We start from the raw sequence: 12,692 nt of genomic DNA on the forward strand, positions 1-12,692 counted from the left end.
CCCAAAGGGGGTCCTTTCCTAAATATTTATTTCTTTTAATCAATCGTTAAACATCGAATTCTCAATTCAACATATCAAAGGAAGAGAGGCCGGAAGGTATGATTATAGGCTTCGCATTATAGATAAAATTTTCTAAATTCGCTTACATATTTTGTTCTTCATCTTCATTATACTTACATTTGCAACCACAGAACCAATTGATTTATGACATTAAGTAGCTCACAGCCTAAAATCCGTTTCGGAGTGATAGGCACTAATTTCATTGTAGACAAAGTCCTGGAAGGTGCGAGTTTTGATTCCCGCTTCGAATTGACAGCGATATACTCCCGCACACAGGAAAAAGCCGATGAATTTGCGCGTAAGCACAATGTTCCACACACATTTACCTCATTGGAAGCAATGGCTGCAAGCGGGCTAATCGATGCCGTATATATTGCCTCTCCCAACTCATTGCATGCTTCGCAGAGCATTTTGTTTATGCAGCACGGAAAGCATGTTTTGTGTGAAAAACCTTTTGCGTCCAATACTAAAGAAGTGAAAGGAATGATAGCTGCATCGCGAAAGAATAATGTTACATTGATGGAGGCTATGAAACCCAGCCTTACTCCCAATTTTAAAGCACTGAAAAATCATATCAGCGAGATAGGGACTATCAGAAGGTATTTTTCCTGTTATTGCCAGTATTCATCACGTTACGATAAACTAAAAGAAGGAGTTGTGCTGAATGCTTTCGATCCTACACTTTCAAATGGTGCCGTAATGGATCTGGGAGTATACACTATATTTCCGATGGTAGCCTTATTTGGCCGTCCTCTGAAAATAAGTGCCACCGGGCTGAAACTATCTACAGGAGCAGACGGACAAGGTGCTGTGAATCTCGAATATGAGGGGATGAATGCTACCGTACTTTATTCCAAAATTGCCGATTCGGCCTTACCGACAGAGATACAGGGTGAAGATGGAACAATAACGGCGGATAGGATAAATATTATAGGCAAAGTCTCACTTAAAAACAGAAACGGAGAAGAAAAGATAATAAGTTCTACGGATGTAATACATGAATATTATTACGAAGTGGCCGAATTCATTAATTTGATCCAGGAAGGAAAACGCGAGTCGGAAATTAATAGCCATGAAAACTCACTTATAACCATAGAAATAGTAGATGAAATAAGAAAACAGCTAGGAGTTAAATATCCTGCTGATGACAAATGAGTATACATTTGTGCCAAATATCTGGCATTTGTTTTTGTAAAAGTCAGATTAGTATGATTTTAATTTTTTTAGAAAACTTTTTTTAACAATAATAAATTATTATTCACTCAAAATATTCATAGCTTTATTCCGCATTTAATAAGTAAGATTTCATGGACTGTTGAATTTGCCCATGCAGGGAATTGAACTTACTGTGAACAAGAGCCTTAAGAAGAATAAAACCATGTTATACTTTGATTATTATTGCATCAAGAGATTAGTGTGTAAATTTTATTGCGAAAATAAAATCTAAATTTTAAACAATATTAAACGAAACAATTTATTTATTAACTTAATCCATGAACGAACAGACATCTTACTCACGCGCCCAGACGTTTTGGCTGGTAGTACTACGGCTACTAATCGGATGGCATTTCTTATACGAGGGAATCGTAAAAATTCTAAATTCGGGCTGGTCAGCCTATCCTTACCTGATGGACTCTCAGGGATTTTTTGCCGAATACTTTCATAATTTAGCCGCAGACCCGGGATTTTTAGCGGTATCCAACTATATTAATATATATGGATTAACACTAATCGGATTAGGACTAATATTAGGATGTTTCTCACGCGCTGCTTCTATCGGAGGTATCGTATTTCTTGCACTATACTATCTTTCACACCCACCTTTTATCGGAGCCACTTATATGATGCCTACCGAGGGCTCTTATCTTTGGATAGATAAAAATATGATTGAAATAGGAGCATTGATGGTGCTGTTCTATTTTCCTACCTCCCAAATTATTGGTTTGGACCGATACATCAATAAATTATTTAAACGCAAATAAAGCTAACATACTATAAAATTATGACACCCGAAGACAGAATTGTCCCTGAGGATAACGATAAGAAGAACGATAAAAAAGCATCCGATAATAATCCGTTACCGGAATCCCAAGGTAGGCGTAATGCCCTCAAAGCACTGGCAACGACTCCTGTTTTAGGAGCTTTGGCATATGGTGTATACAAAAAACAAAAATATACCAAGACCCTCAATGATGTAAGTGATGTATTTAAGCTAAGTAGTGAAACGGCGTCGATACCCGATTTGAAACCTAACGGAGAGCAAATCCGTATAGGCGTGATCGGCTACGGAGGAAGAGGAAAATACTTACTTCGTGCTGCCGGATTTGCCACACCCCAGCATCTGCAAGGGTGGATAGATGATGCCAAGAAAAATAAAAAAGATACCCGATATAAAGATTTTAAAGAACAGGAAGACCTGAATATTGTATTTGCCGGAATATGTGATATCTTCGATACATTCGCGGAAGAAGGTATGGCTGCCGGAGCAAACATTTACAGAGAAGGAGTCGGAGGTAAAATGGGAACTGCTCCAAAGCGTTACCGCCACTATAAAGAGATGCTTGCCGATAAGGATATAGATGCTGTTATCATTGCAACGCCCGACCACTGGCACAGTACCATGGTGATGGATGCTGCTAAAGCCGGAAAGCATGTATATGTAGAAAAACCTCTCTCGTGGACAGTGCCTGAAACATATATGGTAAGGGACATTGTCAAGGAAACAGGAATTGTTTTTCAGCTGGGTCACCAGGGACGTCAGATAGACTGTTACCACAAAGCAAAAGAGATAATAGACAAAGGACTTTTAGGACCAATCAGCCTGATTGAGGTATGTACAAACAGGAATGATCCTAACGGTGCATGGGTATATGACATCCATCCGGATGCCAACCCTCAGACCATAGACTGGAAACAGTACCAAGGAGATCCTGATAGGATAAAAGAATACATGGATTATATGACTAAATATAATCTGCTTAAGTATGTAGGCCCTGAAACCAGGGATAAATTCAGCCTCGAACGTTTCTTCCGCTGGCGTTGCTGGTGGGATTACAGCACAGGACTTAGCGGAGACTTGCTGACACATGAATATGATGCTATCAATCAACTCATGGGAGTAGGTATCCCTCACTCTGCTACATCGTCGGGTGGCGTATACTTCTTCAAAGATGGACGAACCGTTCCGGATGTACTGCAAACCACATTCGAATTTCCTGAAAAGAACCTGACAATGCTCTATAGTGCCACTTTGTCCAGCAGCCGCAACAGAGGTAAAGTAATTATGGGACACGATGCATCGATGGAAGTAGGCGATACACTGACTGTGAAAATAGACAGTGGTTCTACCAGATATAAAGAAAAACTCGAAAAAGGGATTATCAAACCCGATGTGCCATTTTATACATATGTTCCCGGGAAAAACAATGTGGACGCAATAACATCTGCAACCGAAATGTATTTTGCCCAACGCGGACTATTATATTCTTATCTGGGAGGAAAACGTTACGATACGACCTTCCTTCATGTCAGGGAATGGATCGAATGTATCCGCAACCGGAATAATAAACCGTCTTGTGATATAAATGCAGCCTTCGAAGAAGCAATTACAGCACATATGGGAACACGTGCTTATCTTGAAGGGCGTACCATGTACTGGGATAAAGACAAAGAAGAAATCGTCAGAGGAGAATTTAGCTGACAATCAAAATTTTAAAGGACATTAAATCTATAATAATTAACAATTATTACACCTAAAAACAGAAAAACTTATGGCATCAGACATTTCAAGGAGAAAATTCCTGAGTACCGGAGCTAAAGCTGCTATCGGTCTGACAATTATCCCAAGCACCGTTTTGGGTAAAAACTTCGGGCATGTTGCACCGAGCGACAAATTGAACATTGCCGCTGTGGGTATCGGAGGTATGGGACATGCTAATATTAAGCAAGTAGAAAAAACAGAAAACATCGTAGCTCTTTGCGACGTGGACTGGAGATATGCCAAAGGCGTATTCGACAGATTCCCTGATGCAAAAAAATACTGGGATTTCCGCAAGATGTATGACGAAATGGGCAAATCCATCGATGCGGTTATTGTAGCTACGGCCGACCATACACATGCTATTGTTTCTGCAGATGCAATGACAATGGGCAAACACGTTTATTGCCAGAAACCATTGACTCATACAGTATATGAGTCTCGCTTACTTACCAATCTTGCTAAAAAACATAAGGTAGCAACACAGATGGGTAACCAAGGATCTTCTGCCGAAGGAGTTAACCTTGTTTGCGAATGGATATGGAATGGTGAGATCGGCGAAATTACAAAAGTAGAAGCCTTTACAGACCGTCCGATATGGCCACAAGGATTAAATGCTCCCGAAAAGGTAGATAAAATACCGAAGACATTAGATTGGGACTTGTTTACAGGACCAGCTAAAATGCGCCCTTACAATGCACTATATACTCCTTGGAACTGGCGTGGCTGGTGGGATTATGGTACAGGAGCATTAGGTGATATGGCTTGTCATATCCTACACCCTGTATTTAAAGGCTTGAAATTGGGTTATCCTACAAGCGCACAGGGATCTTCTACCATGTTGTTGCAAGACTGCGCACCTCAGGCACAGTATGTGAAACTTGTATTCCCGGCTCGCGACAATATGCCGAAGGTATCTATGCCGGAAGTTGAAGTACACTGGTATGATGGTGGTTTGAAACCAAATATGCCTGCAGGATGGCCACAAGGAAAAAACATGAATGATGCAGGTGGCGGTGTTATTTTCCACGGAACAAAAGATACATTGATCTGCGGATGTTATGGAGTGAACCCATGGTTGCTTTCGGGTCGTAAGCCTAATGCGCCTAAAGTTTGCCGCCGCGTAGAAACTTCTCATGAAATGGACTGGGTACGTGCTTGTAAAGAAGATGCTTCCAGCCGTGTGTTAACTGCTTCTGACTTTAGCGAGGCAGGACCTTTCAACGAAATGGTAGTAATGGGTGTGCTTGCTGTACGCTTGCAAAACCTGAATAAGGAACTACTTTGGGATGGACAGAATATGAAATTTACAAATATTAATCCTAACGAAGAGATCCGTATTCTGAAGAAAGACGACTTCAAGATTGTCGATGGCGACCCTAAATTCAATAAAATTTGGACTGATCCTATCAATGCACAAGAATTTGCACAAGAATTGATCAAACATAATTATCGTGATGGCTGGAAACTGCCGGATATGCCATAATGCAGAATTGTTAAATTAAACCGTATAAAGAAATGAAGAAAATTGTTTACAGTCTAGGTTGTCTTATGATAGCAGGAGCAATGATTGCTTGCGGAGGCGCCAAAAAAGATGCACAAAATGCAGGTGAAAATGCAGATTCTGTTAAAACAGCAGAAAATACTGCACCTCAGTACACTGTAGTAGAAAAACCGCTTGTAGATCTTTCAAAGTTTGCGAAAGACAAAGATGGTTTTATCACTATTTTCGATGGTAAAACATTCGAAGGATGGCGCGGTTATGGAAAAGATGCCGTTCCGGGTAAATGGACTATCGACCAGGGTGCTATCAAATTCAACGGAACAGGTGGTGGCGAAGCTCAGGATAAAGAAGGCGGAGATATCATCTTTGCACATAAGTTCAAAAACTTTGAGTTGACTTTCGATTGGAAAGTAGCCAAAGGCAGCAACTCCGGAGTATTCTTCCTGGCTCAGGAAATTGAAACAACAAATGATAAAGGTGAAAAGAGAATGGAACCTATCTATATCTCATCTCCTGAATATCAGATATTGGACAATGCCAATCATCCTGATGCAAAAATGGGTAAAGACAACAATCGTCAATCAGCATCTCTTTATGATATGATTCCTGCCGTACCTCAAAACTCTAAACCTTTTGGAGAGTGGAACACAGGTAAAATTATGGTATATAAAGGAACTGTTGTTCACGGGCAAAATGGAGAAAACGTAGTTGAGTACCATTTGTGGACCCCTCAATGGACAGAATTGTTGCAGGCAAGTAAATTCAGTCAGGAAAAATGGCCTTTGGCTTTCGAATTGCTGAACAATCTTGGTGGAGCTAACAGAGAAGGTTATATCGGATTCCAGGATCATGGAGATGACGTTTGGTTCCGCAACATCAAAATTAAGATCCTTGATTAATCAGTCAGGTAACTAATTTTTTCTATTACAATAATGCCAAATCCATCGAAAGGACTATCCTTTCATGGATTTGGCTTTTAAAAAAAGAATCTTAATCAACATGAAAATAACAACATTTTTTATAGCTGCCCTCCTACTGATGATCTCTTGCTCTCCAAAAGCAGAAACTACAGATCAACAGGCACCTCCAAAGAAAGATATAGCATTGCAACTATATTCTTTAAGAGACGATATATCTAAAGATTATGCCGGGACAATAAAGAAAGCCGGAGAAATGGGATTTACCGCTGTGGAAGCCGCGAACTATAGCGATGGCAAATTCTATGGAAAAGCGCCCGAAGAATTTAAAGCCGATATAGAAGCTGCGGGAATGAAAGTATTGTCTTCTCATACAGGCAAAGGGCTTAATGAAAAAGAACTCGCTTCGAAAGATTTTACAGAAGCCTTGAAATGGTGGGATCAGTGTATTGCCGCGCACAAGGCTGCCGGGATGAAATATATTGTGACTCCGTGGATGGATGTACCTAAAACACTGAAAGACCTGCAAACATATTGTGAATACTACAATGAGATAGGAAAAAAGTGTAAAGAGAACGGAATGATGTACGGATATCATAATCATGCACATGAATTCCAAAAAGTGGAAGATATAGTGATGTATGACTATATGATAGAAAATACTAATCCTGAATACGTCTTCTTCGAAATGGATGTATATTGGGTTGTAAGAGGTGGACAAAGTCCTGTGGATTACTTCAATAAATATAAAAATCGCTTTGCTCTACTGCATATCAAGGACAACAAAGAACTTGGTCAGAGCGGTATGGTAGGTTTCGATGCTATCTTCAAAAATACAGATGCAGCAGGCACAAAACACCTGGTTGTAGAAGTAGAGAAATATAACTTTACTCCCGAAGAAAGCGTGAAAAAGAGTTTGGAATACTTACTGAATTGCCCGTTGGTAAAAGAAAGTTACGATAAATAAAATATAAAAATGAGCAGGAACAAACAACTTCCTGCTCATTTTCCAAATAAGCATGAATGCAGTAATGGCCGACAACGGTACTTTCTACTACAGCATACAAGGAACTGCGGAAGGTACAAGTTACAATATTATTTATCAGGACGATGAAGATCGCGATTTTCAGCCCGAAATAGAGTCATTACTCGCCGATTTTGAAAAGTCGATGTCTGTATATGATGAAACATCCCTTATTTCGCGTATCAACAGGAATGAAGATATAGAAACAGACTACTATTTTGAAACGGTTTTCAACAGGGCAAAAGAGATAAGCCTGCAAACAGAAGGCACATTCGATATCTCTGCCGAGCCATTATTCAGAGCATGGGGCTTTAGTTCCCAAGAAAAAAATATTCCCGACAAAGACAAAGTCAGTGCCTTGAAGGAATGTATCGGGATGGACAAAATAAAGATAGAAAACAGACGCGTTATAAAAACAAATCCGAATATAGTACTAAATGCCAATGCTATAGCAAAAGGATATTCGGCTGATATAGTCGCCGACTTTCTGGATAAGCACGGATGTTTGAATTATCTGGTCGAAATAGGTGGAGAAATACGCCTCAAAGGAGAGAATACATCTGGAGAAGCATGGAGGATCGGGATCGACCGTCCGGCGGAGGATAATCCTATACCGGGACAGGATTTGCAGGTCATTCTGCAAATTACGGACAGAGGACTGGCTACATCCGGCAATTACCGTCAGTTTTATATTCAGGACGGACAAAAGATTACACATACCATAAATCCGGCAACAGGTTATCCGGTAACTCACAATCTACTATCAACCACAGTCATAGCCAAAGATGCGATTACAGCTGACGCCTTTGCCACGGCATTCTTAGTGGTGGGCATCGAAAAAGCATTAGAGTGGGTACAGAAATTTGCCGATATGGATGCCCTGTTTATCTGCGACGAGGAGGGAGAATATAAGGTGTATTATACTCCCGGAATAGAAGAAAATCTTATCCCGGCATAAATGTGGTAGAAGATAGAATCAAGAATAGTTAAAAAAGAAATAAATATCCATTTCATCCCGTCTACTAGACGTTATTTATGTTATTTTTACTGATGAATGGAGTATAGCCATATTTACATTAATATTTAAACTTAGAAAACATGAAAACACTTTTGTTTTTAGGAAACCTGGGGACAGGAGAAATCATCATCATAGCTATAGTCGTACTATTACTTTTTGGTGGACGTAAAATACCTGAACTAATGAAAGGCCTTGGTAAAGGAATCAAAAACTTCAAAGAAGGCGTAAAAGGTATTGAAGACGATATAGAAGGAAACGACACAACTAAAAAAGATTGAGATAGTACTTTTCTATGGAAGAGAACAATGAAGGAATGACCTTTTGGGATCATTTAGAGGAACTTCGATGGACATTAATACGGTCTATCATCGCTTTATTTGTGTTTGCTATTCTGGGCTTTGCGGTTATGCCATACATTTATGATACATGGATAATGGGGCCTACGCGTGCCGACTTTGTCCTGTACAAATATCTGTGTTATGCTACATCAGCTGTACCTTTCTTGCCCGACTTTTGTGATGATACATTTCATATCAAGATTATAAACTATAATCTTACATCACAGTTTTTCAGGCACATGACCACATCATTCTGGTTGGCACTAATACTTACATTCCCTTATCTGATATTTGAGATCTGGCGATTTGTTAGCCCTGCCTTATATTCTAACGAGAAGAAAAGTATCCGATGGGTATTCCTGTTCGGAACTATTATGTTCTTCATCGGATGCTCAGTGGGCTACTTTCTGGTTTTCCCAATGACATTCCGCTTCTTATCTACTTATCAGCTAAGTGAGATGATAGAGAATACTATCTCCCTCGATTCATATATGGATAACTTCCTGATGCTGATATTTATTATGGGGATTGTCTTTGAGTTGCCACTTGTATCGTGGTTATTATCGCAGTTGGGGCTATTGAACAGATCGTTCTTCAAGAAGTTCAGGCGTCATGCTATAGTAGGTCTCTTGGTATTGTCTGCTGTTATTACACCTTCGGGCGATCCGTTTACATTATCGGTAGTCTTTATACCGCTTTACCTGCTGTTCGAGTTGAGCCGTTTTATGGTAAAACCGGCACCTAAAGAGACGGACGAGGACGACGATGATGAAGAGGAGGAGGAGGAAGAAGAGGAATCTCCTCAATTATCGGTATAGAATAATAAACACAATCTGATATAGTTAAGCGCATACCTGAAATTCAGGTATGCGCTTTTCATTTTCATTAGATGAATTACACGGTCAAATCCTCAAATTTGGCTGTCTTGATAAATGTTACTACCTTTGTACAAATTATTTATAACTATTTCATACGGAATGTCATGTAATTGTTTAGCATACATAGCGGGAGTCTTCCCGCATCTTTCAAGGCTGTAAAGTGAATTTACGGGCCTTGTCTGCTATTGTATTCTAAAAACTTAAAAACAATTACATTATGTTATCACAAAAATATGGTCGTACATATCATTTTCCGTTTTCACCCGGAACTACCAGTGACGACCGGATAAACCATACATACCGGGACGATATCCAACAGATAAAAATCCTTGTGCATACAGAAAAACTGGATGGAGAGAATAACTGCCTCAACCGGTTCGGTGTCTTTGCTCGTTCACATGCGGCACCGACCACTTCGCCCTGGACAAACCAGCTACGCGAACGATGGGAATTAATAAAGCGAGACTTAGGTGATATAGAACTGTTTGGCGAAAATCTGTATGCAATACACTCTATCGAATACAAGCGGATAGAGTCTTATTACTACGTGTTTGCAGTGCGATGCCTCGATAAATGGTTGTCGTGGGACGAAGTGAAATTCTATGCTGCGATGTTCGATTTCCCTACTGTCCCTGAATTGGATATTCAGCAGGTAAAGAGCCTACCTGACAATAGACTCGAACAGCAGATATTGGCTTGGGCACAGCTACCGAGTGTATTCGGTTCCATCGATACACAAACCGGCGAAGATTGTACACGTGAAGGAATTGTCACCCGTAATGCGGGTGAATACCTTATCGGCGACTTCTCTCACAATGTATTCAAATATGTCCGTAAAGGGCATGTAAAAACAGGAGAACACTGGACCCGTAACTGGAAACGTGCACGTTTGGTTTGGGAAAGGCTAGTAATTAACAAATAAAATATATGATTATGACTTGGAAATTAACACAAAATAAAGACTGGCAATCGCTCGAAAAACAATTTTCGTGGGTTGCGGATATGAAAAATGTAATACAACACAAAAGTCATCATGCCGAGGGGAATGTAGCCATCCACACGCAAATGGTACTTGATGAATTGACAAAGATACCCCGGTATGAAACATTATCCGAACAGGAGCAGGAGATATTGTGGGCAGCCGCACTGATGCACGATGTGGAAAAACGTTCTACTTCGCAGGATGAAGGTAATGGGAATATCTCGGCTAGCGGACATGCCCGCAGGGGAGAATATACTGCACGGAATATCCTGTTCAAGGATGTCCCTACGCCTTTTGACATCCGCGAAAAAGTAGTTTCACTGGTTCGTTTTCATGGTTTGCCTCTGTGGCTGATGGAAAAATTGGAACCGGCCAAAAAGATTCATGCAGTATCGCTGAGAGCTAATACCCGTCAGCTAAAAATGTTGGCCGAGGCTGATGCCCGGGGTAGAATCTGCAAGGATGGAGAAGCGTTAATTGAATCATTAGACTTATTTGAAATGTTCTGTAAAGATGAAAGTTGCTGGGATAAGGCGCTGGAGTTTCCGACGGCAAGTGCCCGATACGAATATTTCAATACAATAGATGGTTATATCGGTTATATTCCCTACGATGATTTCAAATGTGAAGTCACGATACTATCCGGATTGCCGGGAATGGGAAAAGACCATTACATACAATCATTGAAACCGGATATCCCGGTCATCAGTCTCGATGCTATCCGCCGTAAGCACAAATACAGTCCGACGGACAGATCAGCAACGGGTCGTGTAGTACAGGAAGCGAAAGAACAGGCACGTGTATATTTACGAAAAAAACAGGACTTCGTATGGAATGCTACCAATATTACACGCTTGATGCGTCAGCAACTTGTCGATTTATTTACACTGTATGGCGCAAAAGTAAGGATAGTGTATGTGGAAAAACCGTATGATGTGTGGCGCAATCAGAACCGTAACCGTGAATTCCAGTTGCCTGAAAATGTACTGGACAAGATGTTGCTGAAGCTCGAAATACCCCAGTTGATAGAAGCCCATGAGGTAGAGTATATGGTTGAATAATAAACCTTTTCAGCAGTATACATGTTTATAAATAAGGTATTAATATATTCAAAAATAATAGATTATGTATAAATTAATGGTAAGCCTACTTGCAATGGCTTTATTTTTAGGTTCCTGCGGTAGTTCAAAAAACACGGAAAAGTTGACTGTAGCCTCCAAGCAGGGTGATTGTGTAGGAGTAGCACCAATGAAATGCCTTTTGGTAAAAAAAGACGGCCAGGCAGACTGGGAATTCTTTTATAGCAATATAGAGGGTTTCGTTTATGAACCCGGATACGAATATGTATTGGAAGTAAAAGTCGAAAAAGTAGAGCATCCTGCAGCAGATCAGTCTTCGTTAAAGTATACTTTGGTAAAAGAAGTTTCTAAAGAGGAGAAAACATCGGATAAGCTCCCCGATATGCCAACCGGAGATGATTTACAGCCCGAACCTGTGGAGTAAATCAATATCTCTTTGATTATATAGATAAAGGACGGTTTTATTTAACCGTCCTTTATTTTATTATTTAAGTGAATCAGTAGTTGGATATTAATGTTCAATTACATTAGTCGTTTTTGAGTCGTCTACACTCCTCGATTGTTAATTCGAGACTCGGCATAATCAAAATAAATTTTGCTTCTGCTCTCGCTACTTAAAACGTTCTATTTTTTAACGCATAGAGACTATCTTAATTTAAATTAGAGGTTTTTAGCTCATTACTGCCGCGCCCTCCCGGGCTTGTCCTTCCTTTTGGCATTGCCCAAAAGGAAGCAAAAAGCTAGCGCTAAGTTCCTCGGCGACCCAAAACCGTTTTGACGGCTGAATCAAACACACGGGCTATTGCCCCGTTTGATTCTACGCCGTCTGCAACGGATTGGGTACCCCGCCTGCGTCACTAATGCGCAAGGGCTGACGCACGTGAGGCTAAAGCATGAAGAGCCTCTGCCCTGTCGCCGCATCGCGGTAACGGCCTCGTCCCGCAGGCGGGGCACCCAATCCGTAAAGCGGAGGTGTAGGGCAAAATAGGATAGCTGCTATACACGGCTGATAATCCGGCTAGAGATGATTCCGTATTATTTTGCCCCACCGGAGTTGCGGTTTTGGGTCGACGGAGGGATGCAGCCTTGATTTTTGTAACTTTTTATCAAGAAAAAGTTAAGAAAAACAAGCCAG

General features: G+C 40.5%; 12 protein-coding genes. All 12 read left to right on the forward strand.

Annotated features, from left to right (window positions below):
* Positions 1-204: 204 nt before the first annotated feature.
* Entirely contained in the window at positions 205-1,215 is a 1,011-nt protein-coding gene (locus QZL88_RS09485; protein ID WP_296940476.1) for a Gfo/Idh/MocA family oxidoreductase, read from the forward strand.
* A 338-nt stretch (positions 1,216-1,553) separates the two neighbouring features.
* On the forward strand, positions 1,554-2,042 hold the full coding sequence (locus QZL88_RS09490; RefSeq protein WP_296940484.1) for a DoxX family membrane protein: 489 nt from the start codon (positions 1,554-1,556) through the stop codon (positions 2,040-2,042).
* 20 nt (positions 2,043-2,062) lie between these two features.
* Entirely contained in the window at positions 2,063-3,760 is a 1,698-nt protein-coding gene (locus QZL88_RS09495) for a Gfo/Idh/MocA family oxidoreductase (RefSeq protein WP_296940492.1), read from the forward strand.
* A gap of 70 nt (positions 3,761-3,830) precedes the next feature.
* Positions 3,831-5,303 carry a Gfo/Idh/MocA family oxidoreductase gene (locus QZL88_RS09500; RefSeq protein WP_296940495.1) on the forward strand — a complete coding sequence of 491 codons (1,473 nt, stop codon included), beginning with the start codon at positions 3,831-3,833 and terminating at the stop codon, positions 5,301-5,303.
* A 32-nt stretch (positions 5,304-5,335) separates the two neighbouring features.
* The gene (locus tag QZL88_RS09505) at positions 5,336-6,220 is read left to right on the forward strand and encodes a DUF1080 domain-containing protein (protein ID WP_296940497.1); all 885 of its coding nucleotides are present in this window, start codon (positions 5,336-5,338) and stop codon (positions 6,218-6,220) included.
* A 100-nt stretch (positions 6,221-6,320) separates the two neighbouring features.
* The gene (locus tag QZL88_RS09510) at positions 6,321-7,205 is read left to right on the forward strand and encodes a sugar phosphate isomerase/epimerase (protein ID WP_296940498.1); all 885 of its coding nucleotides are present in this window, start codon (positions 6,321-6,323) and stop codon (positions 7,203-7,205) included.
* Positions 7,206-7,257: 52 nt separating this feature from the next.
* The gene (locus tag QZL88_RS09515; RefSeq protein ID WP_296940500.1) at positions 7,258-8,220 is read left to right on the forward strand and encodes an FAD:protein FMN transferase; all 963 of its coding nucleotides are present in this window, start codon (positions 7,258-7,260) and stop codon (positions 8,218-8,220) included.
* A gap of 140 nt (positions 8,221-8,360) precedes the next feature.
* Complete coding sequence (gene tatA / locus QZL88_RS09520) at positions 8,361-8,558, forward strand: twin-arginine translocase TatA/TatE family subunit (protein ID WP_006799017.1); 198 nt, start codon at positions 8,361-8,363, stop codon at positions 8,556-8,558.
* A gap of 14 nt (positions 8,559-8,572) precedes the next feature.
* Positions 8,573-9,436, forward strand: a complete 864-nt coding sequence (gene tatC / locus QZL88_RS09525; protein ID WP_296940503.1) for a twin-arginine translocase subunit TatC — start codon at positions 8,573-8,575, stop codon at positions 9,434-9,436.
* 277 nt (positions 9,437-9,713) lie between these two features.
* On the forward strand, positions 9,714-10,418 hold the full coding sequence (locus QZL88_RS09530; RefSeq protein WP_296940505.1) for an RNA ligase family protein: 705 nt from the start codon (positions 9,714-9,716) through the stop codon (positions 10,416-10,418).
* An 11-nt stretch (positions 10,419-10,429) separates the two neighbouring features.
* Positions 10,430-11,539, forward strand: a complete 1,110-nt coding sequence (locus tag QZL88_RS09535; protein WP_296940508.1) for an AAA family ATPase — start codon at positions 10,430-10,432, stop codon at positions 11,537-11,539.
* Positions 11,540-11,603: 64 nt separating this feature from the next.
* Positions 11,604-11,981, forward strand: coding sequence for a DUF4377 domain-containing protein (locus QZL88_RS09540; protein ID WP_296940511.1), 378 nt, complete (start codon positions 11,604-11,606; stop codon positions 11,979-11,981).
* The last annotated feature ends 711 nt before the right edge of the window (positions 11,982-12,692 follow it).

The organism is uncultured Dysgonomonas sp., assembly GCF_900079725.1.
Taxonomy (GTDB): Bacteria; Bacteroidota; Bacteroidia; order Bacteroidales; family Dysgonomonadaceae; genus Dysgonomonas.

Bases quoted from the DNA above. Each gene is read 5' to 3' on its own strand.
- QZL88_RS09530 (WP_296940505.1), top strand. From the start codon at position 9,714: ATGTTATCACAAAAATATGGTCGTACATATCATTTTCCGTTTTCACCC.
- QZL88_RS09500 (WP_296940495.1), top strand. From the start codon at position 3,831: ATGGCATCAGACATTTCAAGGAGAAAATTCCTGAGTACCGGAGCTAAA.
- QZL88_RS09510 (WP_296940498.1), top strand. From the start codon at position 6,321: ATGAAAATAACAACATTTTTTATAGCTGCCCTCCTACTGATGATCTCT.
- tatC (WP_296940503.1), top strand. From the start codon at position 8,573: ATGGAAGAGAACAATGAAGGAATGACCTTTTGGGATCATTTAGAGGAA.
- QZL88_RS09535 (WP_296940508.1), top strand. From the start codon at position 10,430: ATGACTTGGAAATTAACACAAAATAAAGACTGGCAATCGCTCGAAAAA.
- QZL88_RS09515 (WP_296940500.1), top strand. From the start codon at position 7,258: ATGAATGCAGTAATGGCCGACAACGGTACTTTCTACTACAGCATACAA.
- QZL88_RS09490 (WP_296940484.1), top strand. From the start codon at position 1,554: ATGAACGAACAGACATCTTACTCACGCGCCCAGACGTTTTGGCTGGTA.
- QZL88_RS09505 (WP_296940497.1), top strand. From the start codon at position 5,336: ATGAAGAAAATTGTTTACAGTCTAGGTTGTCTTATGATAGCAGGAGCA.
- QZL88_RS09485 (WP_296940476.1), top strand. From the start codon at position 205: ATGACATTAAGTAGCTCACAGCCTAAAATCCGTTTCGGAGTGATAGGC.
- QZL88_RS09495 (WP_296940492.1), top strand. From the start codon at position 2,063: ATGACACCCGAAGACAGAATTGTCCCTGAGGATAACGATAAGAAGAAC.
- tatA (WP_006799017.1), top strand. From the start codon at position 8,361: ATGAAAACACTTTTGTTTTTAGGAAACCTGGGGACAGGAGAAATCATC.
- QZL88_RS09540 (WP_296940511.1), top strand. From the start codon at position 11,604: ATGTATAAATTAATGGTAAGCCTACTTGCAATGGCTTTATTTTTAGGT.